We start from the raw sequence: 26,026 nt of genomic DNA on the forward strand, positions 1-26,026 counted from the left end.
CCAAGGCATTAAAAAATGAAAACAACGGACTTAAAATGAAATCTGAGCATCCGTTTTTTTGTGAGCAACCGAAAAAAATGCAAAAAAAAGACACAATATGAAATTGTGTCCTAGTCTTCATCTTTTACATCAATGTCTTCAGGAAGCGGCTCATTTAAAAACTCTTGAATCATTTCCTTATATTTTTCCAGCTGTTCGAGATGGGTTTGAAATTGTTCCTTGTTGATTAAATATTGCTGTCCGTCATGGACGGCCCTTATTTTATTCGTCAAAACAAGATTGTGCACATATTCTTCAGGAAGACTGGTAAACTCCGCTGTCTCTTTGATCGTTAAATACATGGCTCACGTTCCTTTCATATGTCATGTGAGTGAATTCTGTTTTGTTCATTGTAGCTTATTTTTTGTCTTTATGCTTGTTTCACAGCTTTTTCAGTCCGGTTTCCCATTTAGCCTATTTGCGACTGATTACATTCACACAGAAACTCCGGCTTTTTGCGCACCGGACTATTCCGTTTGTCACTTGTGAAAACAGCACATTTTACTTACTCTATAATTGTAAGCGGAAAACAAAGGAGGCAGACTATGAAAAAGAAAAAGTTTATGAATCTCTGTTTTATCGTTCTGCTCAGTACGTTGCTCGCGGCCGGAAGCATCCCTTATCACGCTCAGGCTAAGAAACACCCGTTTTCCTATGACGACTACAAACAGGTAGATGTCGGCAAAGACGGCATGGTTGCCACCGCCCACCCTCTCGCTTCACAAATCGGTGCCGACGTGCTGAAAAAAGGCGGCAATGCAATTGACGCCGCGGTTGCCATTCAATTCGCATTAAACGTAACTGAACCGATGATGTCGGGAATCGGCGGCGGCGGATTTATGATGGTTTATGATGCGAAGACGAAAGACACCACCATTATCGACAGCCGGGAACGCGCACCGGCAGGCGCAACACCGGATATGTTCCTTGACGAAAACGGCAAAGCCATCCCTTTCTCCGAACGCGTTACGAAAGGGACTGCAGTCGGTGTTCCGGGAACATTAAAAGGGCTTGAAAAAGCGCTCGACAAATGGGGCACACGCTCCATGAAACAACTCATCACCCCTTCCATTAAACTTGCCTCAAAAGGCTTTCCGATCGATTCGGTTTTAGCTGATGCCATCTCAGATTATAAAGACAAATTATCACACACTGCTGCAAAAGACGTGTTTCTTCCGGACGGAGAACCTCTGAAAGAAGGAGACACACTCATCCAAAAAGACTTAGCCAAAACATTTACAGCTATTAAGTACAAAGGCACAAAAGCATTCTATGACGGAGCATTCTCCAAAAAGCTTGCGGAAACAGTGCAGGAATTCGGCGGCTCAATGACAGAAAAAGATATTAAAAACTTCAATGTGACGATTGACGAACCGATCTGGGGAGATTACCAGGGCTATCATATCGCAACTGCTCCTCCTCCAAGCTCGGGCGGTGTTTTCCTGTTGCAAATGCTGAACCTCCTGGATGATTTTAAGCTTTCTCAATATGATATCCGTTCTTGGCAAAAATATCAGCTTCTCGCAGAAACGATGCATTTGGCTTATGCTGACCGCGCCGCATTTGCCGGGGACCCAGAATTCGTCAACGTCCCTCTCAAAGGCCTCTTGAATCCAGATTATATCAATGCCCGCAGACAGCTGATAGATATTGATAAAGTCAATAAAAAACCGAAAGCCGGCGACCCTTGGGCCTATCAGGAAGGTTCTGCAAACTATAAACAAGTGGAGCAGCCGACTGACAAACAAGAAGGCCAAACGACTCACTTCACGGTAACTGATCGCTTCGGCAATGTCGTATCTTATACGACAACGATTGAACAGCTGTTCGGTTCCGGCATTATGGTTCCCGGATACGGCGTTGTGTTGAATAATGAGTTAACAGACTTTGATGCGGTGCCTGGCGGCGCAAATGAAGTGCAGCCGAATAAACGTCCGCTCAGCAGCATGACTCCGACTATTTTATTCAAAAATAATGAACCTGTCCTGACTGTCGGCTCCCCCGGCGGAGCAACGATTATTTCTTCCGTCCTGCAAACGATTCTGAACAAAGTTGAGTACGGCATGGATCTGAAAGCGGCGGTCGAAGAGCCGAGAATTTACACAAACAGCATGACATCCTATCGATATGAAAAAGGAGTGCCGGAAGAAGCCCGCACAAAACTGAACGAAATGGGGCATAAATTCGGCAGCAGCCCGGTTGATATCGGTAATGTGCAAAGCATCCTGATTGACCGTGAAAACGGCACCTTCACCGGAGTTGCCGACTCAAGCCGAAACGGAGCCGCAATCGGCGTAAACTTGAAAAAATGTGAAAAATGACAAGACAAAGCCTCGTTTCTCAAGCTGAGAAATGAGGCTTTTGTTTATTCTGCACTGTATTCAGATGAGGTTTTTTCAGACGTTAATGACGCAAGCGAAAGCACGCCGCACATCGCGATGACAACACCCGCTGATCCGATCCATGTCACTGACGCAAGAGACAGATGGGTGACAACAATGCCCCCGATGCCCGCCCCGGCCGCCATAGCCAGCTGCATGACAGACTGGTTGAGGCCAAGTAATACACCCGATGATTCAGGCTCCATCGTTGCCAAATGATACTGCTGAGCAGGCCCAGATGACCAGGCGGCGAAGGACCAAAACATAAGCACTGCCGCCGCTCCGAAAGCAGAATGTGTGACAAACGGCAATAACATGAGCATGATAGCATGAAGCGCCATTCCGCCGGTTAATGTCATACGCGCCCCCCATTTGTCTGCGCTGAAACCGCCTGCTTTAGAACCGGCAAGACTTGCAACACCGAAAATAAGCAGCAATGTACTCAGTATTCCGCTTCCGATATGAGTAACGTTCAGTAAATACGGAGAAAGGTACGTATACGCAACCGAATAGCCTCCGAGCCAAAAAAACGTAATGGCCAGCCCGGCAGCCACCTTTCGTTTCTTCAAAAGAGAAAATTGCTGAATGAGCGGCACCGGTTTATCTCCTTTTATCTCAGGCAACGCGAAACGTATAATAAGCATGGCAATGATTCCGATTGCCGCAATTCCGGCAAAAACCACCTTCCAGCCAAAAGCTTCAGACACGGTTCTTCCGATCGGAACACCGATAATGAGCGCCGCCGTAAACCCCATAATGACGGTTGCGAGAGAACTTGCCTGTTTTCCCGGGGGAGCGATTTTTGCTGCGATCGTAAGCGCGGTGACCACCACAGTTCCTGCTCCAAGCGCCATGATCACCCGCGCTCCCGCAAATAAGCCGAATCCCTGCACAAGGAAAGAAATGATATTCCCGATAACAAACAGCCCCAGAGCATAGATCATGAGCTTCCTTCTGTCCAGTTTTGCTGTAAGGGCCATCATGACAGGCGTTCCGATTGCATAAACAAGTGAAAAAATCGTAATCAGCTGCCCTGCCGCTGCCACAGTAACTCCCAAGGAACCTGCAATTTTATCAAGCATCCCTGATATCACATATTCAGACGTCCCCACTAAAAAACTGATAATTGCCAAAATGTAAATCTTCCAGGTATTTTGCACCTGACACACTCCTTCATTGATGATTTATATAAAGATATATTGTGATATATCGATATAAAGAGTTGAACAAAAAGAAACAAATCGCAATATGTCGATGTGTACTCGGAAAAAGAAACTGAATCCCTCTTCTAAAGGATTCAGCCCTACATTTCGCGCTGAAAATAATCGGCCATCGCCTTTATCGCGTCTTCATCTCTTTTATAATAGGTGTATTTGCCAATCCGTTTTGTTTGGATAAGGCCCGCCCGCTGAAGGATGGAAAGATATTGAGACGCCGTTGACTGTGTCATCTGAAGCTTATCGGTGATCTGGCTGACACATACTCCGATCTCATTCATATCAATGCCATCATGCGGGGCGAAGTGACGGTCCGGCTCTTTCAGCCATTGTAAAATCTCAAGCCGTGACTCATTAGACAACGCTTTAAAAACATCAATAGGTTTCATACGCTTTATTATATCGTGATTTTACGATATGTCAATGTTGTTTTTGTTAAATCTCTATTTTTTCTTTTGCCTCTCTTATGATCCGGGAAATAAAATCACTCACATTCTCTTCAAATGTGTCTTCCCGCCCGTATTGCCGTACATGTACAGATTGATGGCGGCACTCTCGATCTCCCACAACAGCAATATACGGGATTTTTTTCATTTGTGCTTCTCTGATTTTATAGCCGAGTTTTTCATCGCGCTGATCAAGCTCAGCCCGGATACCCGCTTTCTTTTGAGAAAAACCAGAACGAAAAAAATTGGCGTACACAGCTGTCCTGTTTTCTCATCTTCCGTTCGGTAATGCTTTTAATCTATTCAGCAGTTCTTCAAACGCCGATGTCAAAAATAAATCACTCCGGTAGATAAATGATATATTCATATCCCGAAACTGTTCAGGAAGCTCATGAAGAAAAAGATTTTTCCTGTTTTGAAAATAACGGACGGCTGATGCAGGCAGAAAAGAAACCCCCATCCCCGCCTGCACCGCCCCAATAATGGCTTCCAACGTACCGAATTCAATGATTTTATGTGCGGGCACTGCCTCTTCTTTCAGTATGTTCTTTATTTTGCGGCGGTGCGAACAGCCCGCGGAAAAATAAAGAACCGGATCTCGCAACAAGTCTTGCAAACTGCCTTCCCGCTTATTTGAAACCAAGACCAATTCTTCTTGAAATACAGCGACTTGCTCAAGATCTTCGTATTCGACCGGACCATAAACAAAAGCGCCGTCCAGCTCATAATGTAAGACGTGCTGCACTAAGGTATGTGTATCACCGGTTGACAGAGACAGCTGTACTTTCGGGCAGCGGCTGCAATACTCCGTTAAAAATTGAGGGAGATGGACGGCTGCCGCCGTTTCAAGAGAACCGATTCGAAGCGGGCCGTTCGGATCGCCTGCCTCTTGCGCCGTTTTTTGCGCCTCATGCAGCAATTGAAGGATTCTGTCAGCGTCTTTCAATAAGTTTTCACCTGCGGGCGTCAGCGTCATCCCCCGATTTGTGCGGTAAAAAAGCTGTGTTTGCAATTGCCGTTCCAGCTGCTGAATCCGGTTTGTCACATTTGATTGAACATAATGCAGGCTTTCTGCCGCCTTTGAAATACTTCCTTTGCGGGCGACAGCCTGAAAAATCTTTAAGTCTCCGCTTTCCATGTAAGGGCACCTTCTTGCTATGATTTTTATTGATAGCCGGCTATCAATTTTCATTTATTTACTGCAGCTGATACAGCCTGTAAAATCTTTCTCATCAATCATAAAGGAGAGAAGAATGATGAATGCCCTTATCATACACGAAAATGGCTTTGATTTCAGGCAGGCACCTGACAAAAGGCCGGGAAACGGCGAAGTAAAAATAAAGCTGAAAACAGCCGGATTAAACCATCGTGATTTGTTTTTAATGAAAAACCACGAAACCGGAAACCATGAATTTACTCTCGGTTCAGACGGCGCGGGAATCGTAACCGAAATAGGACACGGCGTCCGGTCTCATTTACTGCATGCAGAAGTCATCATCAACCCGGTGCTGAATTGGAAGACCGTTGAGGACGTACCGGCCGTCCCTGATATTTTAGGAGGTCCGAGCGACGGAACCTTTTCACCTTATGTCATCGTTCCTGCGGAAAATGCCGTTTTAAAACCCGAACACCTGACATGGGAGGAAGCGGGCGTGCTGCCGTTATCAGCATTAACCGCTTATCGCGCCTTATTTACAAAAGGACAATTAAAAAAAGGCGAACACCTTATCCTTCCGGGCATCGGAAGCGGCGTGGCAACATACGCCTTATTAATGGCAAAAGCTATCGGAGCGACAGTCAGCGTCACCTCCCGCAGCGAAAACAAAAAACAAACCGCACTGTCATACGGTGCAGACCGGGCGATTGACAGCTACGGTGACTGGAATGAGGCGCTGAATGGCGAAAAAGCAGATATCATACTTGACGGTGTAGGCCCGGCCTTGTTTCAACACTATCTTGACATTATGAAACCGAATGGCCGGATCGTAACATTTGGCGCCAGTTCAGGCGATCAGCTCGGATTTCCTATTCGCTCGCTGTTTTTTCCGCAGATTCATATTCTCGGTACATCAATGGGAAGCAATGAGGAATTCGCGGATATGCTGGAATTGGTAAACCGCTGCGGCATCCGCCCCATTATCGACCGCATGTACCCTCTCAGTGAAGCAGCTGCCGCTTTTAACAGAATGCGGGAAGGACGGCAGTTCGGCAATATCGGCTTTCGTTTGGATGTCTAAAAAAGAGGAGCGGACCCGTCCGTTTCCTTATTTGTTTATAAGCGTTTCCGCTTGAAATTCAATATGTTTTTCTTCATCAATTCAAATCTGCCCGCAAATCGACTGCAGACACACAGAGCCCGTCAGCAGCACCGTGATCAACTGCTCAAGGCTTGCAAATCGTCTCAGTCTCCGGAAGAAACAATCTCTCCACTCTGTAAAACAAAATTCCATATGTTATCTTCCACTACAGGAAGAAGGAGGTTTCATTTCAATACGAAAAACCGGCTGATCCCAGCCGGTTTTATAAATAAACCCCTTTATTTACGGTAAAACAGTGCTCCCCATTAAATAACTGTCGACTTCGCGCGCTGCTTCCCGGCCTTCATTAATCGCCCATACAATCAGGCTTTGGCCCCTTCTCGCATCCCCTGCGGCGAAAACACCGTCAACATTCGTTTTATAATCCCCATATGCCGCCTGAATTTTATGATTTGCCGAATCGACACCGAACTGTTTCAATAATGGCTGTTCCGTCCCTTCAAAACCGATGGCGATGAACACCAGCTGAGCAGGCCAGACTTTTTCTGTTCCGGGCAGTTCATGAAATTCATACTTTCCGAATTCGTTTCTGACTTTTTCCATTTGAATGGTGTGAATCTCTTGTAAGCGGCCCTGCTTATCGGCCACCATTTTTGTCGTCTGAATTGAATATTCTCTCGGGTCTTTGCCGAACTTTGCCTGCGCTTCTTCATAGGCGTATTCAAGGGTAAAGACGTGCGGCTGTTCAGGCCACATATTGTCGTTCGTGCGCGTTTGAGGAAGTTTAGGATGTTTCCCGAACTGGTGCACGCTGCGCGCTTTTTGGCGCAGCGCGGTTGCCACGCAGTCAGCTCCTGTGTCTCCTCCGCCGATTACGATGACGTCTTTCCCTTTAGCGTCTATATATTGTTTGTCTTTGAAGTTGGAATCTAAATAGCTTTTCGTCGCCAGTGTTAAATAGTCCATCGCATAATGGACGCCTTTTGCTTCCCGGCCTTCAATCAGCAGATTGCGCTGCTTTTGGGCGCCTGTGCACAAAATGACGGCATCAAATTGATCTTTCAGCTCATCTGCCGTTATGTCAACGCCGATTTCGGTATTTGTTACAAAATCTATACCTTCCTGCGTCAAAAGTTTAATACGGCGTTCGACGACATTTTTCTCAAGCTTCATGCTCGGAATGCCGTACATCAGCAGGCCTCCGGCTCTGTCGGCACGCTCATAGACCGTTACGGAATGACCGGCTTGGTTCAGCTGATCAGCGCTTGCCAGACCTGCCGGGCCTGAACCGACGACAGCGACTTTTTTACCTGTGCGTTTCGCTGGAATTCTCGGCTGAATCCATCCGTTCTCAAAACCTTTGTCAATGATCGTCCGCTCGATGTTTTTAATTGAAACAGCCGGATCTGAAATAGCCAGCGTACAAGATCCTTCACAAGGAGCGGGACAGACCCGCCCTGTGAATTCAGGAAAGTTATTCGTTTTCAGAAGGCGCTCCAAGGCTTCTTTCCAGCGCCCCCGATAGACGAGGTCATTCCACTCCGGTATCAGATTATAAATCGGGCAGCCGGACGTAAAACCGTTGATATCAGCGCCGATTTGGCAAAACGGTGTGCCGCAATCCATACACCGCGCCCCCTGCCGCTTTGACGCTTCATCTGAAAATGGAGCCGAATACTCTTTCCAATCCTTTAAGCGAGTGAGAGGGTCCCGCTCAGCCGGTTTTTCTCGTTTTTCTTCCATGAATCCAGTTGGTTTCCCCATGTTCCTCTCCCCTTTCTTACTGTACTACCGCTTGTTTATGGTCTTTGGCAGGCGTTTGGTGAACCTTTGTATTGGCTTCAAAAGCATACATAATTGCGTCTTCTTCTGATAAACCCGCCGCTTTTTGTTCTTCGATGCTGAGGAGCATTTGTTTATAGTTTTTCGGAATGACTTTGATAAAGGTTTCTGCGGCTTTTTCCCAATTGTCCAGGAGATCTGCGGCTTTTTTGCTGTTTGTCAGCGCCGCATGCCGTTTGACCATTTCTTGCACTTCTTTGATCTCCGCCTCATCCGTCAGCTTTTCAAATGAAATCATTTCCATGTTGCATTTGCGTTTAAATGCTTTGGCATCATCACTCAGGACGTATGCGATACCGCCTGACATTCCCGCCCCGAAGTTTTTGCCGACTTCGCCGAGGACGACAACCCGGCCGCCTGTCATGTATTCACAGCCGTGGTCTCCGATACCTTCTACAACGACATTGACTCCGCTGTTACGGACTGCAAAACGTTCACCTGCGCGCCCGTTAATGTACGCTTCCCCGCTTGTTGCTCCGTAAAATGCGACGTTCCCGATAATAACGTTATCGTGTGTTTCACAATTGAAGGCATCAGGCGCTTTCACGATGATTTTTCCGCCTGAAAGCCCTTTGCCTACGTAGTCATTTGAATCCCCGTTCAAATGAAGCGTCATCCCCTTAGGGACAAATGCTCCGAAACTCTGTCCGGCTGATCCGGTAAAATGAAGTCTGATCGTATCATCCGGCAGGCCTTCCGCTCCGTAGCGCTTAGAAATTTCACTTCCCGTCACGGTTCCGGCTACGCGATTTGTATTATTGATCTTGATTTCAGCTTCCGCTTCCTGTCCGGCTTCAATTGCAGCCTGCACCGCCGGAAGAATAACCGTCATATCAAGCGACTGGTCGATTTTATGGTTTTGCGCCGTACGGAAAGTGCGGACGCCTTCAGGCTGGTACAGCAGTGTGGATAAATCAAGCTGGCCCGCTTTCCAATGCGCTTTCGCACGTTCACTGACATGAAGAACGTCTGTCCGTCCGATCATTTCATCAAGCGTCTTAAAGCCTAACTGCGCCATATATTCACGCACTTCTTCTGCGACAAACAGCATGTAATTTACGATATGGTCAGGATCGCCCATGAATTTTTTGCGAAGCTCCGGGTTTTGCGTTGCGACACCTACAGGACATGTATCTAAATGGCAGGCTCGCATCATGACGCAGCCGAGAACGACGAGCGGCGCTGTAGCAAAGCCGAATTCCTCCGCACCGAGCAAGGCGGCCATCACGACATCCCGGCCTGTCATCAGCTTACCGTCCGTTTCCAATACCACGCGATCCCGTAAACCGTTCAGCATCAGCGTTTGGTGAGCTTCTGCAAGACCAAGCTCCCACGGAAGACCCGTATGTTTAATACTTGTTTTCGGCGACGCGCCCGTTCCGCCGTCGTAGCCGCTAATGACGATGACATCCGCAGTGCCTTTTGCCACACCGGCCGCAATCGTGCCGACACCGGCTTTTGACACGAGCTTGACGCTGATACGCGCGCTTCGATTCGCATTTTTCAAATCATGAATCAGCTGCGCCAAATCTTCAATTGAATAAATATCATGGTGAGGAGGCGGTGAGATCAGCCCTACACCTGGTGTAGAACCGCGGACATCCGCGACCCAAGGATATACTTTGTTGCCCGGAAGCTGACCGCCTTCTCCCGGCTTCGCCCCTTGCGCCATTTTGATCTGCAATTCATCCGCATTGACGAGATAATGGCTCTTTACGCCGAAACGGCCGGAAGCAATCTGTTTAATCGCACTTCTTCTGTCGTCGCCATTTTCATCCGGAACGAAACGTTTCGGGTCCTCGCCGCCTTCTCCGCTGTTGCTTTTTCCGCCAAGCCTGTTCATCGCTATCGCTAAAGCCTCATGGGCTTCCTTGCTTAATGAACCGAATGACATCGCTCCTGTTTTAAAACGTTTCACGATGGAAGCAGCTGATTCAACTTCCTCTAATTTTAAAGGCTTGCGGTCTTCTTTGAAGGCGAACAGATTGCGTAAAAATCCGATTCGTTCTTCATCCGCTGCATGAGAATACTGCTTAAACAGGCTGTAATCATTTTTGCGGCAGGCCCATTGCAGCGTATGGATGGTTTTCGGGTTGAAAGCGTGGTGCTCTCCTCCGTTCCGCCATTGGAATTCACTTCCCGGATCAAGGGTTTGGCTGTAATCATCCTTGTACGCCGCTTGATGGCGCTGTTTCGCTTCTTGCGCAATCGTCTCGATATCGATTCCGCCAAGCTGAGATGCAGTACCGGTAAAGTATTTGGCGATAACGTCTTCACCGATGCCGACCGCTTCAAAAATTTGAGCGCCTCTGTAACTTTGCACAGTTGAAATCCCCATTTTTGACATCACTTTCACGACGCCTTCTGTTACGCTCTTTCCGTATTTGCTGACAGCTTCTTCATACGGAATATCAAGCCGGCCTTCATCGATTTCCTGCTTATACGTAGCGTAAGTCAAATACGGATTGACAGCATCGGCACCGTATCCGATAAGAGCCGCAAAGTGATGAACTTCACGCGCTTCTCCGGATTCAACGATAATGCTTGCTTTTGTTCGCAGACCTTGGCGGATCAAATGCTGATGCAGCGCACTGACGGCCAAAAGCGGCGGAATCGGCGTCAACTCTTTACTCATTGCCCTGTCAGATAAAATTAACAGAGATACGCCTTCCTTGATCGCTTTTTCCGCTTGCTGAAACAAATCCTTCAGGCCTTTTTCTAGGTCATCTGAAAACAGCGTGCGGATGTTCTGGCTCTTAATGTCAGGGTGCACAAGTGTTTTCAGCGCATAAAACTGTTCGTTTGATAATACAGGAGTATAAAGCTTTATGCGGCGTGCATTTCTTTCACTCGGATGCAGCAGATCACCTTCAGCCCCAAGCCAGGTCACCGTAGAAGTTACCAGCTGCTCGCGGATCGCGTCAATCGGCGGGTTTGTGACTTGCGCAAACAGCTGTTTAAAGTAATGAAACAGTGATTGGGCGCGGTCGGATAAAACGGCGAGCGGCGAATCATTTCCCATAGAGCCGAGCGGGTCCTTGCCTTCTTTAATAACAGGGATTAAATATTTCTGAATATCTTCATACGTATAGCCAAACGCTTTTTGACGGACGAGAAGATCATCGAATTGTTCCTCTTCCCGGATTTCCGGGTCAGGATTCACTTGAACCAATTCTTCTTCAAGCCATTTTTGATAAGGGAATTCATTGGCAATTTCTGTTTTCACTTCTTCATCTGAAATAATCCGGCCTTCTTCTAAGTCAATGAGCAGCATTTTTCCGGGCTCCAGACGTTTTTTATGAAGAATGTTCTCCTGCTCTACTTCAATAACGCCGACCTCAGATGAGAAAATAATATGGTCATCTTTTGTCACATAGTAACGTGCCGGACGCAGGCCGTTACGGTCAAGGATGGCGCCGATCTGTTTTCCGTCCGTAAACGAAATGGCGGTCGGCCCGTCCCACGGCTCCATTAAAGAGCTGTGATATTCATAAAAAGCCCGTTTCGCTTTAGACATGTGAGTGTTTTCCGTCCATGGTTCCGGAATCAGCATCATTGCCGTATGTGCCGGTTTCCGCCCCGCCATCACGAAAAATTCAAACGCATTATCAAGAATGGATGAGTCACTGCCCTCAGCATTTAAAATCGGCAGCACTTTGTGAAGATCGTCTCCGAAGCTTTCTGAAACGAACTGCTGCTCCCTCGCTCTCATCCAATTGATGTTGCCCCGAAGCGTATTGATTTCTCCGTTATGAATCAGATAGCGGTTCGGATGGGCACGTTCCCAAGTAGGAAAGGTATTTGTGCTGAATCTTGAATGCACGAGTGAAAATGCAGATACGAAGGTTTCATCCTGCAAATCCAAATAAAAAGCGTCAACCTGCTCAGGCGTTAACAACCCTTTATAAACAATAGTCTGGCTTGACAAGCTTGCGAAGTAAAAATCAAGCTGTTCTTGAACGCCCCAATTTTCCGCCTGCTTCCGGATAACATACAGTTTGCGTTCAAAAGCAAGGCTGTCTTTCAAATCGTTTGCGGCTCCGATAAATACTTGACGCACATACGGGCGAGTGCTTTGTGCCACTGTTCCGATTTTTCCGACATTTACAGGGACGGTTCTCCAGCCGAGAACAATCTGTCCTTCCTGCTCAATGAATGCATTCACCTGTTTTTCGATCTTTTTTCTTTCCTCTTCATTTTGCGAGAAAAAGACCATTCCTACCCCGTAACGGCCTTTTTCCGGCAGCTTCATTTCTCCGCACTCTTTCTTAAAAAAAGCATCAGGGATCTGAACCATCAGGCCGGCGCCGTCACCCGTATTCGGATCACTGCCCTGTCCTCCTCTGTGATCCAGCTGGCAAAGCATCTTCAGTCCTTTTTTGACAATGTCATGTGAAGGTTTCCCTTTTAAATGGGCATACAAGCCGATTCCGCATGCATCGTGCTCAAATTCCGGACGGTAGAGACCTTGTGCTTTCGGCATTTGATTGTAAGTCATAATTCCTCTCCCCCGATCAGTTTCCGTTAATTATCGGTCATAAAATCTGACAACTTTAAATTAATTGTAAGTTTTCAAAACAATATAAACAATATATAATTTAGATCAAATACATCTCAAAATGAGATAGATAGGTGTGAACGCAATGGAATTACGCCAGCTTCGGTATTTTATGGAGGTAGCAGAACGGGAACATGTGTCAGAAGCGGCTGATCATCTGCATGTCGCACAATCCGCCATCAGCAGGCAGATTGCAAATCTTGAAGAAGAGCTGCAAGTCACTTTATTTGAACGGGAAGGCAGAAATATTAAATTAACGCCGATCGGCAAACAATTTTTAGAACATGTTAAAACGGCGATGAAAGCAATTGATTACGCGAAGGAACAAATTGATGAATATCTTGATCCGAATCGCGGAACCGTCAAAATAGGATTTCCGACGAGCCTTGCAAGCCAGCTTTTGCCGACGGTGATTTCGGCGTTTAAAGAGGAATACCCGAACGTTGAGTTTTTGCTCCGCCAGGGGTCTTATAAGTTTTTAATTGAAGCCGTAAGAAACAGGGATATAGATGCGGCGCTGCTCGGCCCCGTTCCGACGGAATTCCCCGACATAACAGGCAATATCTTATTCACGGAAAAGATTTACGCGCTTGTTCCGCTGCACCATCCGCTTGCCAAACAGAAAAATATTCATTTAATTGATCTGCGCGGCGACCAATTTGTTTTATTTCCTGAAGGGTTTATTCTCCGTAACATGGCGATTGACGCTTGCAGACAGGCCGGCTTTGCGCCGCTTGTATCGACGGAAGGCGAGGATTTAGATGCCATTAAAGGATTAGTCTCCGCGGGGATGGGAGTTACTTTATTACCTGAAAGCACCTTTGCAGAAACCACCCCTCGGTTCACGGTCAAAATTCCGATTGAATTTCCTCAAGTGAAGCGCACTGTAGGCATTATTAAACCAAAAGGAAGGGAACTGGCTCCGTCTGCAAATGATTTCTATCATTTTGTCATTCAATTTTTCTCCAAACTTGAACAATATCAATAAAAAACAAACCCGAGCTTCAAAACGAAGCCTCGGGCTTTTTCATATTTTTATAGATCTTTCTCAGCCGATCGGAATGGATAGTTCAACGTGGCAGACAAACGCTTCCGGATCAATGACTGATTGATCGGTCTGTTTGGGCGGCGTTTCTTTAAAAGTCTTCAGCTGGGCTGAGGAATAGTTGACGATGCCGAGTCCGAGCTCTTCTCCCTGCTGATCAAGCAGCCTGACAACCGCTCCGCTGCTGAATCTGCCCTTAATCTGCTCGATGTCCTGCGGTGACAGCTCCATATTTCCGTTCGCGACATCGCGGCTGCTTTCTTTTTCCATCACAATTTCGCCTTCGGGGCCGGAATTAAATGCAAGCCATTGTTCTTTGTGGTTTAACGGCAGGGTTCCTTCCGCTTCAAAATAAGTTCCTTCAGCCGCCTCATCTACCGCTTGAAGCAGAATGTCCGGAATGTTAGCCTGCCCGAGAAAGCCTTTAATACCGGAGGCCATCACAATTTTAAAAGCATCCAGTTTCGAACGCATTCCGCCGGTTCCCATTTCACTCCCGGCATCTCCCGCGCTTGCTTCTATTTCCGGAGTGATGTCACTTACATGACTGATTCTTTTCGCTTTCGGGTTGCTGCGCGGATTATCATCATATAAACCGTCAATGTCTGATAAAATCACAAGCATGTCGGCATCAATTAAACCTGCCACCTTCGCTGCGAGTGTATCGTTATCTCCGAATTTCAGCCGGTTGACTGTGACCGTGTCATTTTCATTAATAATCGGAATAATGCCCCGTTCCAAAAGGACGTTCATCGTATTGCGCACATTATGGTAGCGGCATTCATCGGAAAAGTCGCTTCTTGTAATTAAAATTTGTGATGCGACATAACCGTGCGCTAAAAACAGCTTTGAATAAGCCTCCATTAATAATCCCTGCCCGATGGAAGCAGAAGCCTGTTTTTCAGGGAGGCTTTCCGGTTTCTGAATAAATCCGAGCTTCCGATAACCTGCCGCCACTGCGCCGGAAGATACTAAAATCACTTCATAGCCGCTGTCTTTCAGCTGTGCGATTTGATCCACCAATGCTTCCAGCTTTCTTCTGCTGATTTCCCCGTGCAGGCTCGTCAGTGAGCTGCTGCCGATTTTCACCGCGACTCTTTTGATCTTCGTCCGAGACGTCACTGTATCACTCCTGTTTTTTAACGATTATAGTGCTGCCGTTTTTTCAATTGTTTTGCTGATCTCAATAGAACGTTCGGTCGCGTGTTTGATGGCTTTGGCAATGGCTTCTCCGCCGCCTTCTGACCTGAGCGCATCGAGGCCGGCTTCCGTCGTGCCGTTTGGAGAGGTGATGTTTTCCCGAAGCACATCCGGTTTTTCACCCGTTTCCATCAGCATTTTAGCGGCGCCCAATAACGTTTGCGCGCCGATTTTGCGGGACAGCCGTTTGTCTAAGCCGGCTTCTTCACCTGCTTTTTCAATAAACTCCATTAAATAATAAAAGTATGCCGGTCCGCTGCCTGCGATACCGGTGAAAATGTCCATCTGATCTTCCTTGATCACGTACACTTCCCCGAGGCATTCCAAAAGGGATACCGCGGTTTTTGCTGAACCGTAAGAGACATGGTCTCCGAAAGCCGCAGCTGTTGCCGATTCGCCGATCATGCTGGATGTGTTCGGCATGACTCTTACAACCGGCTGATTATCATGTAATGATTGTTGTATAAATGAGGTTGTTATGCCTGCCAGAACAGACAGGATGATTTGATGAGGTTGAATACGCCGTTTCAGCGCAGCCAGAGCGATTTCAGCATCCTTCGGTTTCATGGCTAAAATAAAGACATCAATGTCTTCGGTTTTCATGCTGTCAAAAGCAATGCCTTGAATACCGTATTGATGTTCCAATTCAGCGAGTCGCTCTGTATTGCGGCGGTTTGTCACGCAGATGTTTTGGTTGGGAATTTTTTTTGCGCGGACCATGCCTGATATCATTCCTTCAGCCATTGATCCTGCTCCGATAAAAGCAACTTTCTTTTGATCTAAGATCGGTAACATCTCCCTTGTTCGTATTTTGTTCGTATTTTTCACACGTTTTTTATGTTACCACTTCAGGAGTTGATGTCAAGTTTGAGGGTATTATTGATATGTATTGTTCCGAGCCTGCTATTATGTATAATGAATCACAGAATCACCTTTTGAGCCCGGGAGGCCGGGTGCGTTCCGGCCGGATTTAAAAATTATCTGAAATGGCTTTTTCTATCAGCTTTTTGCAGCGGTCAAGCTCTGTCTTCAGCTGTTTTTTGTAAAGCTTCGCAGCTTCATAGTCTTTAAATTGATAGAGAACGACTTCCTGGAGTTTGGCTCCCTCTTTTTTCACTTTTACTTGCTTTAAAATCCCGTCATCCAATAGTTCGTGAAGTGAACGGTACACCTCGGTATGATTCGGCTTAAAACCGATGGGTTTAAATTCCGAACGCAGCACCTCGAGAAGCTTCAGTCCGTAAAGCCGTTCCTGCTCTGTCATTGTAATCATGTAAAGCTTTAAAAAAGCTCTTTGTTTCACTAAAAAACCGGTTGAACTTCTTTTTTCTTCTTTCAATATGTGCACACCCTTCCTTCTAACAAATTATTCCATGTACTAAATATTCTCTTTCTATCCCGTTTTCCCTTTTATTGTTCGGACAGTTTGGTTTGTATTGATTTGTTTTTTAGAGGCGGGGAAAAACGATTTTAATGAACATTTGGTACATAGTTTATTTAGTTTAATTATAGCTGATATCGGTTTCTTTTTCACTCTTTTTTCTGCAAAAACGGATCTTTATGCCCATTTATTCGGGTTGCGGAAACAAAAAAAGACCCGTCACGAAGACAGGTCCCCTTTTGTTTAAGGATTAGTTGACCACAAACCGGCAGTTTTGATGAAAATGCGCGGATGTAATTTCAATTGAGCAACCATGTATTCTGCAAGATCCTCAGGCTGCATGACTTTTTCCGGATTGCCGTCTGTCAGATTTAATTCAATAGACATGTCGCTGGCAACCGTGCTCGGAGTCATTGCGCTGACACGGATATTGTGTTTTCTGACTTCCTGCATGAGAGATTCAGTCAGACCGAGAACGGCAAATTTAGAAGCGCTGTACGCACTTGTCGCCGCGGCGCCTCTTTGGCCCGCCGTAGAAGAAATATTAATGATATCTCCTGATTTTCTCTCAATCATTTCAGGTAGAACGGCGCGTGTCACGTGGTATACACCCATTACATTCACTTGAATGATGTCTTCCCACTCTTCAGGCGTAAGATCCAAAAATCCGCCGAATTTGCTGATTCCGGCATTGTTAATCAAGATGTCAATCTCACCGAGTTCTTCTTTAATAGAGGAGACGGCTTGCTCTACCTCTTTTTGGTTTTTTACATCGGCAGCAGCGAATGATGCCTTTACACCAAGGGCTTTCACTTCTTCCGCAACCTTTTCGACATTTGCTTCTGTGCGGCCGATTAAACCGATATTGACTCCTTCTTTGGCTAAAGCGATAGCGGCGGCGCGGCCGATTCCTCTGCCCGCACCCGTGATAAGAGCCGTTTTGTTCTGTATGCTTTCCACGTCTTTCACCCTTTCTGAATGTCCTTATGTACGATTTCACATTATAAGCAGAAAAAAAACAATTAGCAAATAAAATGATTCAACACGATCCGTAAAGGGTATCAACTGAAAAAAAGGAGTGAAAAGCAGATGATCATCATTTTGTATATCAGTGCTGCCGTTGCGGCTGCCGCATTCATTTATGCAGCCGTATCCGCCGTGCGTTTTAAAAGAAACACAGCGCCTGATATAAAGAAGATTAACGCCGCGACAGCGTCCATGCAGACGGCCGTTGATGAAATCAAAACAGAAACCGATCTGTTATCGCAAAAGCAGAAAGAGCTGAAAGAAGATTTTCTCACTAAAAAAACAGCCGTGCAAACGACGGCGGCCGAAGTTAAAGGAACGCCTCACGTCCTGAAGATGCTCTGGAACGCCGGTAAAAGTGATGTATGAGCCTGCATGTCATCCGACGTTTTTGATGACACTAAGAGAAACCGGCGGATTCAAGGAGGCATAACATGATTTGCGTTCGTGAGCGGCTTGCGCATTTTTTGCAGCAGCTTAAAGCACTATCATCTTCGGGAGGGTTTACAAAATCGGATTTGCTGACTCCGGCTTTCCATTTAGCCAAGGACGGAGATCTGGATTTGTATTATTCGCCTCATAATGAATATATTAACCCTCATGCAGTCGTTGCCATTTCCGGAATCACACCCGGTTTTTTTCAAATGCAGCTGGCTTACAAAAAAGCGGCACAGCTTTTAAAAGATGGCGAAACTCTTGAAACGATAGCCTATGAAACAAAAAAAGCGGCCGGACTTTCCGGTTCAATGAGACAGAACATCATCGAAATGCTTAATGAATGTGGTCTGCCGGCCGCGCTTCACGTTGAGGATTCATCCCGGTTATTTGATTCAAAACGGGGGCTTCTTCATACAACGTCCGTTATCAAACACCCTGTTTTTTATAAACAGAAAAACTATACGGGACATCGGCCGGCAATCAGCAGGTCAGCTCTTCTCAGCCGTTACGCGCTGACATGTTTTCCGGATGAAATAGAAATGATGAAAAAGGACATTCTGCTTATCCCTCTCGGCAAAGCAGCAGAATCAGCCTGCCGCATGCTGAAGAAGAACGGCAGAATGGGTCATGCGGTCATTCTGGAAGGCTTCCCGCATCCGTCCGGAGCAAACGGACATCGTTTCAAACAATTTCACGAAAACAAACAATCGTTACGTGAACAAATTCAGCGCTTTGCCGGGTTTCTTCAGCAGCTGTAAAAAAACGCCCCGAATTTTCGGGGCGGTGCTGTTAAGAAGCGTATTCAGGCAATGCTTTATTGTGTTTTGCCGTTTTCTCTTCAGGTATTTTGATTTGATTTGTCAAGATTGCACTTACGAAATAGAGCGCTGCGAAAATCCATACAACGCCTTGTGCGCCGACAAGCCCGATGAACGCCCAGGCAAGCGCGGGGCCGACAAATGCCGACAGGCCCGCAGCCAGATTTAACACAGACATGGCAGCACCTTTATCGCTGCCGGCCGCCGTCGGCACGATAGCCCCGATCGGAACGAACCCGGTGAGGAGCCCTCCCCATATAAAACCGACAATGCTGACGAAAAGCAAGTTCCCATGTGATACAACAGGAGCATAATATAATAAAAGAGTAAAAATGCCGCAGCCCACTCCCCCGAACCACATGACAGTCTTTTTCCAGCCGAATGCATCGCCGACTGCGCCGAATATTAAGTTAAAGACGATATTTCCGAGAAAGATCGTTCCCCAAATTTGAAGCCATACATTTGTAGAAATGCCGTGCTGCGCCATATGCATCGGAAGAAATACCGGAAATCCGTATGTACCAATGCTGTTAATGATCCGAATGATCCCCCCAGAGAGCACGCGCGGATTTTCAGCAAGGATGGTGATTCCCTTCATTTAAAAACGGGCTGAGCCAGCCTTGTTCAAGGCCGTCCCCCATCATAAACAGCACGACTCCTAAAAATCCCCAGAAGAGCTGTTTCGGAATTCCTATTTTATTAAGCATTTTTGTTCCTCCTCAGCCATCTTTCATGTTGTCATCTCATCCCCAAGTCAGGCTTTCACCGCCGGCTGAAAATGAGTAAATAATTTTTGCGTATATTTCCATTCTTCATATAGGAAGAGATCCGTCTGATCCGCTTCCGGCTCAATTACCTTTGTGCGGCTCGAAAGCTTTGCTTTCACACCGAGAGCTTCGTTGCAAATCATCGCCGCTCCCATTGCGGATGCCTGGCTGAACCCCTCTCTCTTATAGATTTTCTTTTGGAGAAGGTTAGCAAGAAACTGCGTCAAAGCTTCACTTTGGAAACCGCCGCCGCACACCTTCACATCATCTTGTGAAAAGGAAGCCACCTCTGTTAACGCCTCATAGTTCCATTTGATTGAAAAAGCGATTTCCAGCAGTGCGGCTTTGACAAAATGGGCTCTGCTTAAGTTTTGGGACAGCGGAGCGTCAAAAATAAATCCGCCTTTTGCCAGTGCGTTTTTCTCAGGCGATAAATAGGAGCCTAACGCAGAAATACAAGCATGATCATGTTTCGGCAGACTTGCGATTTCCCGTTCCATAACGCCGTAGGATTCATTCGGATAAAAAATGGATTTTAATTTTTGATAATTGAGTCCTGTTACACCCGGATTCGTTTCAAGAAGCCATTGACCTTCTTCTGTATGGCAATTCAGCCATGCATTCTCTAAACTTTCGGTTCCGGCCTCCGCTGTTATCTTTGTAATCGGCGTCGTCGTGCCGGATACGATGACGATATCTCCCGGCTTTGCATCTGCACTTTTGATGGCAAGCTGTGTGTCTCCCCCGCCTGCAATCACAGGCACTCTTTCAGAAAGACCGAGAACCGCCGCTTTCTTGAACGTTAACATTCCGACAACCGTCCCAGATCGGACGAGTGAAGGAAGAATGGCAGAAGGCACACCGAAGATGTTGCATAATTTCTCTGACCACGCCTTTTTCCTTACGTCAAACAGCAGTGTTTCAGCAGCCTGTGACGGTTCATAGCTTAAAATACCGCTCAGCTCAAATGTCACCCAGTCACTGATGCTTGTGATGTACTTCACTTCTTTCCATAAAGACGGCTGTCTGGCTTTTAATCCGACAAGTTTCATGGCGGAAAATAAAGCGCTCGGAAGACGTCCGGTTTGCTGATGCACTTCTTCTTTTGCCTCAATCCCGTCTTCCCATTCACGCCCTCTGTTATCAATGTTGGGCAGACCGAGAAATGCCTTTTTATCTTTATTGATCAGAACAATTCCCTGCCTCTGGCTTGTAGAGGTGATTCCGATTAATGTAATATGAGGGCTTTTGCCAATAACCTTCCTTGCCATAGCGCTGATTTGCTTCCATAACCCTTCCGGTGAGAAATATCGTCCGTCCGGATAAAGCGGATCCGTCACATATTCAATGTCTTCCCTTTCAAGCGCGGTCACTTCGCCGCCGGCAGTCACGACCGCGACTCGCGCATTCCCCGTCCCGATGTCAAATACAAGGTAGCCTTTTTGTTCAGCCATTACAGCCTCCTCCTTCCGTTTCAAGTTCTCTTTTGTTATAAAGTTCACGTATTGAGCAGGTTTGATCTTGTTTCCATTTGAAAAGCGCTTCATTTAAAATCTTCACATGATGATCTTCCACTTCAAATGTTGCGCCCGCTAAATGGGGAGTCGCTAACACATTCGGCAAAGAGATCAATTCATAATCAGAAGATTCAGGCGGTTCGTGATAAAACACGTCAAGGATCGCTCCCTTAATCTGCCGTTCTTTCAGCACCCGCAGCAGCTCTTCCCTGTCTGTAACCGCCGCTCTTGACGTATTGACAAAAACAGCTTCCTGTTTCATCAATTGAAAGTGCCGGGCGCCGATAAGGCCGATGGTTTCTTCTGTACGCGGCAAGTGAACGGAAACAATATCACTTTCAGAAAATACCCGTTCAATCGTCGTTTTTTCATACTCCCGGTTTTCATGACGGACAAATGGATCATAGTAAAGCACCTTGCAGTCAAAAGCGGCCAATAGCCGGGCGATTCTCTGTCCGACAGCTCCGAAACCGATAAGGCCGACTGTTTTCCCCGTCAGCTCATTTCCTCTGAATTTGACGTAAGTCTGCAAATAATCACCATTCCACTTCCCGTCCTTCAGCCATTGATGGGAAGAATACGTATGACGCAAAAATGAAATCACATTTCCGATAAACATTTCAGCAACAGCCTGGGCATTGCGGGCCGGTGTAAAGAAAACGGGGATTTTTCTTTTAGTCGCCGCCGCAATATTCACATTAGACGGCATTCCTCTGCAGACACCGATAAAAGCGGAATCAGGCAATATGTCAATAACACGCTCAGACACCTCATCAAGTTCAGTGATAAGCCCCGACGCGTTTGTCTCTTGAATCATTCGGATCAATTCATCTTCCCGATAGGCCCGGCCGTGCTTCTTCCACGGCCGGTGCACAGTCCGGCCGAACAGCTCAGTCAGCTCCTTCAGCCCCTCGTCGTGATATGGTGCGGTAATTAAAACCGTCATGGTGCAAAACATCCTTTTCACATAAATTTTTTCATAAAAAAATCTCTTTCCCCAAAGAAGGAAAGAGATTCATATACCGTCTTTATGCACTTGAAGCGCACAAATATGTATAGATCATTCTTTCCTATCTTTCAAGCATACGCTTGCTGGAATTGGCACAATAAATGTTGCCGAGGTTTCGTAGGGCCAGTCCCTCCACCTCTCTGGATAGAAAATAAAATGATGAAATTGTCAGGCTGTTTAAAAGAATAAACTCATCATAGAAAAGTCTTTCCGTGATGTCAACACTTTTTTTCTGAATTGACGTTCGATTTTGAAATGTTATAATGCTTACAATATAAACAAAGAGGAGAAATGGGCTATGAATTCTGCTGCAAAACAGCCGAACGGGGTCTTTAAGTCGGTATGCTCACTAGACTGTCCCGATCAATGCGGCTTGCTTGTGACAAAAAAAGACGGAAAAATCGTTAACATTCAGGGAGACCCCGATCACCCGGTCACATCAGGGAATATTTGCAACAAAGTCAGACACATGGCTGAGCGTATTTATGATGAGAAACGCGTAACCGTTCCGTTAAAACGGATCGGTAAAAAAGGTGAAGCCGCGTTTGCGCCTATTTCCTGGGAGGAAGCGATCAATACGATCAGTGCGCGCTGGAAAGAGCTTATTGCCGAAGAAGGAGCGGAAAGCATTCTTCCGTACAGCTTTTACGGCAATATGGGAAAACTGGCGGCAGAGGGAATGGACCGCCGTTTTTTCCATCGTCTCGGAGCGAGTCATCTCGAACGGACGATTTGCAGCAAAGCCGGATCTGAAGGCTATAACTATACAATGGGTGAAGGAGCGGGTACTGATCCGGAGGAGACCATACATGCAAAGCTCTTTATTTTTTGGGGGATCAATGCCGTCAGCACGAATATGCACCAAGTCATGATTGCCCAAAAAGCCCGGAAAAAAGGGGCTAAAATTGTCGTTATCGATGTACATAAGAACCAAACCGGCCGGCTTGCCGATTGGTTTATTCCCATTCGCCCCGGCACAGATGCCGCACTCGCCCTCGGTATCATGCATGTCTTATTCGACGAAAACCTTCACGATGAAGCATTTCTCACAGAATACACCGAAGGCAGTGACGAATTAAAAGCGCATGTCAAACACTATGATCCGGAAACGGTTTCTGCTATTACAGGCGTTAAAGCCGACGATATCAGACGCCTTGCGAGAATGTACGGGGACACCTCCCCTTCCCTTATCAGGATCGGAAACGGCATTCAGCACCATGACAATGGCGGAATGATCGTCCGCACCGTTGCCTGCCTTCCGGCTGTTACAGGACAGTGGCTCAACACCGGAGGAGGCGCAATCAAGCACAACAGCGCGGTATTAAACTATAACAGACAAGCGCTCCAGCGGCCTGATCTGCTTTACGGCAGGAAACCGCGATCATTTAATATGAACAGGCTCGGAAGCATTCTTTTAGAAACAAAACCGTCCGTGCGCTCCCTGTTTATTTACGGTACGAATCCCGCAGTGGTTGCGCCGGAAGCGAATAAAGTCAGAAAAGGACTGCTGCGGGAGGATTTATTTACAGTCGTTCACGATCTGTTTTTAACGGAAACCGCCAAATATGCGGATATCGTGCTCCCTGCTGCATCCGCTTTTGAAAACACGGATTTTTACACGTCTTACTGGCATCATTTTATTCAGCTGCAAAAACCGGTGATCGAACCCTACGGGGACAGCAAATCGAATACGGAAGTGTTCCGTTTGCTTGCCGGAGCAATGGGATTTACCGAGCAGGAGCTTCAGGATACCGATGAAGAATTAATCAGACAGGCGCTAGACTTTCCCGACAATCCGTATATCGAGGATATTGATTACGAATCGCTCTCACGCCATTCCTTCATGAAAGCCAAACGGAAAAAACCGCTTTTTCCGGGCAAGCTCAAAACACCGAGCGGAAAAATTGAATTATATTCTGAAAAGATGAAACAAGACGGTTATCCGGCGCTGCCGACGCATATCCCTCTTGAGAGCGATGGCGATTTTCCGCTTTTATTTGTCCCGGGACCGAATCATAATTTTTTAAATTCGACATTTTCGAATAATGAAAAACACGTAAAACTGGAAAAAGCGCCAAAGCTTTTTATTCATACAGAAGATGCTGTACGCCGGAACATAGAAGACGGGGAAACCGTTAGAGTTTGGAATCACCGCGGAGAGTGTGAATTGACAGTTTCGGTCGGCGAACAGGTGCTTCCCGGCGTTGCAGTCAGCCAAGGTCTTTGGGCCGATATGGATGATAAAAAACAGCTCGTCAATTCGCTCACGCCCGATCGGCTGGCGGATATGGGCGGAGGCGCTGTTTTCTTCTCCGGAAAGGTGCAGGTGGAAAAGCTCAGCAATCAAAACCGTCCGCAATAAACGCCGGGCGGTTTTGATGAAGGCTGAATCCTTTCAGCCGGCTTCACCGTATAAAAAGTGATAACGTTTATTGGAGGTTTGCTGTATGGATATCATACCGGCATCGGAATCACTTTAGCCGGATATTTCATCGGAGACGGATTGAAAAACTTTAAATCACCTGATCCTCATGAACACACTGACCACATTCTCATTAAAGAAAAAGATCTGCACTTCTATATTGGTTATTATTTAGGAGTTACGAAGGAAGAAGCAAAACAAATCGTGCCCGACACCTCTGATGTTCCGCATATCACGAGAAACGGAAAGCGGTATGTACAGAAAACTGCATTAAGAGAATGGCTGACTTCCATGCTGGAAAAAGAATAACAGCTGCCATGAAAAGCGGGAAGAGTTTTTCTCTTCCCGTTTATTAAGATTCGCCGCCCTGCCTCTCTTCAACCCCAAACATACGACGGATATCGTTCTTACGTAACGAAACATCCCCTTCTTTAGATTTAAAATAAAACCCTTTCTTATATAACCGTATGACTTCCTCATATGTAAGCTCATGACGAAGGAGCGCCATTAAACGCCCGTCTTTTTCATCTTGTTTATTGAACCATTCATACTGTTCTGACCAGTTCACTTTCTGCATGTCAAACACCTTCTCACTTTGGATTAATGCCCTTTTCGCATTTATTATACTTATTTCCCCTTTTGTAAACACTCCGACTGCCTGTGACATTTTTGAAAACAGCCGTAACCCCTCCAATTAGTCACCATGTTGACATGTTCCTCATTTCGTTGTATATTATAATTGTCAACATGGTGACAATTAAGATAGGAGATACCTTATGGATATTAATTTATTAATGAAGGAACTGCATGTTATGCAACAAAGTTACGCATCATTATTTTCGGTTGTCAATAAAGTGCAGGCTCGGGGGGACGAATACTTAGAAATGTTGACTTCCCGACAGCACATGACTCTTATTGCTATTGCCCATTTACCGACGGAAGATACCACACTTATGAATATCGCTAAAAAGCTGGGCACAACAAAACAAACCGCTAACAAATTAATTTCAAGCCTCGCGAAAAAAGGATATGTTCACACTGTGCCAAGCAAACTGGATAAACGTGCAATCAATATTGAGATTACCGCTGAAGGAAAAAAAGCGTTAATTTCCTGTTCAGAAAAATCCACCTATTTTTTAGCGGATATGTTTCATGACTTCACAACTGATGAAATTGAAACATTCTGGAGGCTATTGCAAAAACTTTATCGTTTTGATGGTGAAGAACAGGATGGTTTTGAAGAAAAAGCACATTTGAAAGTTGAAGATCAGGCACAATTCATCTCAGATGACTATGAAGAAAAAATCATGGCTGAATTTTCAAAACGGCGATATGGGAGTGCAGACGATGAATAATATGCTTTATCGAAAAGTAAAAGAAACAGAGGATAAGATGAAGGAAAAATGCTATGAGCTGAAAGATAAAATTGATCAATTTATTTCTCATGCCAAATATAAAATTCATCGCAAACGCAAACTGGACCGAGCCGGCAATTATATATCAATTGCCATTGGACTCTTTATCCTAACTGCCTCATGGCTGACCGCAACACAATGGCTGCTTTGGATAGGCGCGGCGAGTATTTTGAGTAATGCCTGTTTGCTCATTATAAAGCCTGTTAAAAATTGAAAATCTGATAAAGCTCTCTAAAAGAGAGCTTCT

The 26,026-nt window shown here is 46.1% G+C and carries 22 protein-coding genes, 2 pseudogenes and 1 riboswitch; of the genes and pseudogenes, 9 read left to right on the forward strand and 15 right to left on the reverse strand.

The window, feature by feature from the left end; translation table 11 throughout:
• Positions 1-110: 110 nt before the first annotated feature.
• Positions 111-341 carry an excisionase family DNA-binding protein gene (locus NYE68_RS11115; protein ID WP_003153848.1) on the reverse strand — a complete coding sequence of 77 codons (231 nt, stop codon included), beginning with the start codon at positions 339-341 and terminating at the stop codon, positions 111-113.
• A gap of 243 nt (positions 342-584) precedes the next feature.
• On the opposite strand from NYE68_RS11115, the gene ggt reads away from it, so the two are divergent.
• Entirely contained in the window at positions 585-2,360 is a 1,776-nt protein-coding gene (ggt, locus tag NYE68_RS11120) for a gamma-glutamyltransferase (RefSeq protein ID WP_007407357.1), read from the forward strand.
• 44 nt (positions 2,361-2,404) lie between these two features.
• Here the strand turns inward: ggt and NYE68_RS11125 are convergent, their stop codons facing one another.
• The 4 genes and pseudogenes from NYE68_RS11125 to NYE68_RS11140 all read right to left on the reverse strand — a co-directional run bounded on the left by NYE68_RS11125 (position 2,405) and on the right by NYE68_RS11140 (position 5,221).
• On the reverse strand, positions 2,405-3,580 hold the full coding sequence (locus NYE68_RS11125) for an MFS transporter (RefSeq protein WP_061860615.1): 1,176 nt from the start codon (positions 3,578-3,580) through the stop codon (positions 2,405-2,407).
• A gap of 143 nt (positions 3,581-3,723) precedes the next feature.
• On the reverse strand, positions 3,724-4,026 hold the full coding sequence (locus NYE68_RS11130) for a metalloregulator ArsR/SmtB family transcription factor (RefSeq protein WP_003153841.1): 303 nt from the start codon (positions 4,024-4,026) through the stop codon (positions 3,724-3,726).
• A gap of 46 nt (positions 4,027-4,072) precedes the next feature.
• A pseudogene (locus NYE68_RS11135) lies at positions 4,073-4,303 on the reverse strand (His/Gly/Thr/Pro-type tRNA ligase C-terminal domain-containing protein); the annotation flags it as partial.
• A 51-nt stretch (positions 4,304-4,354) separates the two neighbouring features.
• The gene (locus NYE68_RS11140) at positions 4,355-5,221 is read right to left on the reverse strand and encodes a LysR family transcriptional regulator (RefSeq protein ID WP_039251232.1); all 867 of its coding nucleotides are present in this window, start codon (positions 5,219-5,221) and stop codon (positions 4,355-4,357) included.
• A 118-nt stretch (positions 5,222-5,339) separates the two neighbouring features.
• On the opposite strand from NYE68_RS11140, the gene NYE68_RS11145 reads away from it, so the two are divergent.
• Positions 5,340-6,320, forward strand: coding sequence for a zinc-binding dehydrogenase (locus NYE68_RS11145; protein ID WP_039251230.1), 981 nt, complete (start codon positions 5,340-5,342; stop codon positions 6,318-6,320).
• A gap of 303 nt (positions 6,321-6,623) precedes the next feature.
• Here the strand turns inward: NYE68_RS11145 and gltD are convergent, their stop codons facing one another.
• Together gltD and gltB are read right to left on the reverse strand one after the other, a co-directional pair.
• The gene (gltD, locus tag NYE68_RS11150) at positions 6,624-8,105 is read right to left on the reverse strand and encodes a glutamate synthase small subunit (RefSeq protein WP_014418084.1); all 1,482 of its coding nucleotides are present in this window, start codon (positions 8,103-8,105) and stop codon (positions 6,624-6,626) included.
• A gap of 16 nt (positions 8,106-8,121) precedes the next feature.
• Positions 8,122-12,681, reverse strand: coding sequence for a glutamate synthase large subunit (gene gltB, locus NYE68_RS11155; RefSeq protein WP_324636915.1), 4,560 nt, complete (start codon positions 12,679-12,681; stop codon positions 8,122-8,124).
• Between the two features lie 145 nt (positions 12,682-12,826).
• Here gltB and NYE68_RS11160 point away from each other — a divergent pair, with 145 nt between their 5' ends.
• Positions 12,827-13,729, forward strand: a complete 903-nt coding sequence (locus NYE68_RS11160) for a LysR family transcriptional regulator (protein WP_007611897.1) — start codon at positions 12,827-12,829, stop codon at positions 13,727-13,729.
• Positions 13,730-13,789: 60 nt separating this feature from the next.
• Here the strand turns inward: NYE68_RS11160 and proB are convergent, their stop codons facing one another.
• From proB to NYE68_RS11180, 4 genes are all read right to left on the reverse strand, one after another.
• Positions 13,790-14,908 carry a glutamate 5-kinase gene (gene proB / locus NYE68_RS11165; RefSeq protein ID WP_007407346.1) on the reverse strand — a complete coding sequence of 373 codons (1,119 nt, stop codon included), beginning with the start codon at positions 14,906-14,908 and terminating at the stop codon, positions 13,790-13,792.
• Positions 14,909-14,932: 24 nt separating this feature from the next.
• Positions 14,933-15,781, reverse strand: coding sequence for a pyrroline-5-carboxylate reductase (gene proC, locus NYE68_RS11170; RefSeq protein WP_007407345.1), 849 nt, complete (start codon positions 15,779-15,781; stop codon positions 14,933-14,935).
• A gap of 175 nt (positions 15,782-15,956) precedes the next feature.
• Positions 15,957-16,325 (reverse strand): replication termination protein, encoded by a 369-nt coding sequence (rtp, locus tag NYE68_RS11175; protein WP_003153833.1) that lies wholly within the window; start codon positions 16,323-16,325, stop codon positions 15,957-15,959.
• A 285-nt stretch (positions 16,326-16,610) separates the two neighbouring features.
• Positions 16,611-17,327: a 3-ketoacyl-ACP reductase gene (locus NYE68_RS11180; protein WP_031379054.1), complete on the reverse strand. Its 717-nt coding sequence runs from the start codon at positions 17,325-17,327 to the stop codon at positions 16,611-16,613.
• Between the two features lie 129 nt (positions 17,328-17,456).
• Between NYE68_RS11180 and NYE68_RS11185 the strand changes: the two genes are divergently transcribed.
• Together NYE68_RS11185 and NYE68_RS11190 are read left to right on the forward strand one after the other, a co-directional pair.
• On the forward strand, positions 17,457-17,762 hold the full coding sequence (locus NYE68_RS11185; protein ID WP_031379053.1) for a DUF948 domain-containing protein: 306 nt from the start codon (positions 17,457-17,459) through the stop codon (positions 17,760-17,762).
• 65 nt (positions 17,763-17,827) lie between these two features.
• Positions 17,828-18,589: a hypothetical protein gene (locus NYE68_RS11190; RefSeq protein WP_156240366.1), complete on the forward strand. Its 762-nt coding sequence runs from the start codon at positions 17,828-17,830 to the stop codon at positions 18,587-18,589.
• 31 nt (positions 18,590-18,620) lie between these two features.
• On the opposite strand, the pseudogene NYE68_RS11195 reads toward NYE68_RS11190, so the two are convergent.
• The 3 genes and pseudogenes from NYE68_RS11195 to NYE68_RS11205 all read right to left on the reverse strand — a co-directional run bounded on the left by NYE68_RS11195 (position 18,621) and on the right by NYE68_RS11205 (position 21,879).
• Positions 18,621-19,356, reverse strand: a pseudogene (locus tag NYE68_RS11195) (MFS transporter).
• Between the two features lie 47 nt (positions 19,357-19,403).
• Positions 19,404-20,870 carry an FGGY-family carbohydrate kinase gene (locus tag NYE68_RS11200; RefSeq protein ID WP_053573317.1) on the reverse strand — a complete coding sequence of 489 codons (1,467 nt, stop codon included), beginning with the start codon at positions 20,868-20,870 and terminating at the stop codon, positions 19,404-19,406.
• Positions 20,863-21,879, reverse strand: coding sequence for a 2-hydroxyacid dehydrogenase (locus NYE68_RS11205; RefSeq protein WP_342493918.1), 1,017 nt, complete (start codon positions 21,877-21,879; stop codon positions 20,863-20,865). Before NYE68_RS11205 ends, NYE68_RS11200 begins: the two co-directional genes overlap by 8 nt.
• Before the next feature lie 121 nt (positions 21,880-22,000).
• Positions 22,001-22,093, reverse strand: a riboswitch (SAM riboswitch).
• Between the two features lie 147 nt (positions 22,094-22,240).
• Here NYE68_RS11205 and NYE68_RS11210 point away from each other — a divergent pair.
• Together NYE68_RS11210 and NYE68_RS11215 are read left to right on the forward strand one after the other, a co-directional pair.
• Positions 22,241-24,304 (forward strand): molybdopterin oxidoreductase family protein, encoded by a 2,064-nt coding sequence (locus NYE68_RS11210; RefSeq protein WP_324636910.1) that lies wholly within the window; start codon positions 22,241-22,243, stop codon positions 24,302-24,304.
• A gap of 78 nt (positions 24,305-24,382) precedes the next feature.
• A complete protein-coding gene (locus tag NYE68_RS11215; protein ID WP_225046264.1) occupies positions 24,383-24,673 on the forward strand; it encodes a hypothetical protein in 291 nt (96 codons plus the stop codon).
• Between the two features lie 43 nt (positions 24,674-24,716).
• On the opposite strand, the gene NYE68_RS11220 is transcribed toward NYE68_RS11215, so the two are convergent.
• A complete protein-coding gene (locus tag NYE68_RS11220) occupies positions 24,717-24,941 on the reverse strand; it encodes a hypothetical protein (RefSeq protein ID WP_324636909.1) in 225 nt (74 codons plus the stop codon).
• A 199-nt stretch (positions 24,942-25,140) separates the two neighbouring features.
• On the opposite strand from NYE68_RS11220, the gene NYE68_RS11225 reads away from it, so the two are divergent.
• Together NYE68_RS11225 and NYE68_RS11230 are read left to right on the forward strand one after the other, a co-directional pair.
• Positions 25,141-25,719 (forward strand): MarR family transcriptional regulator, encoded by a 579-nt coding sequence (locus tag NYE68_RS11225; RefSeq protein ID WP_032869940.1) that lies wholly within the window; start codon positions 25,141-25,143, stop codon positions 25,717-25,719.
• Positions 25,712-25,993: a hypothetical protein gene (locus NYE68_RS11230; protein WP_039251206.1), complete on the forward strand. Its 282-nt coding sequence runs from the start codon at positions 25,712-25,714 to the stop codon at positions 25,991-25,993. Before NYE68_RS11225 ends, NYE68_RS11230 begins: the two co-directional genes overlap by 8 nt.
• The last annotated feature ends 33 nt before the right edge of the window (positions 25,994-26,026 follow it).

Source organism: Bacillus sp. FSL R5-0447, from assembly GCF_038606125.1.
Classification (GTDB): domain Bacteria; phylum Bacillota; class Bacilli; order Bacillales; family Bacillaceae; genus Bacillus; species Bacillus velezensis.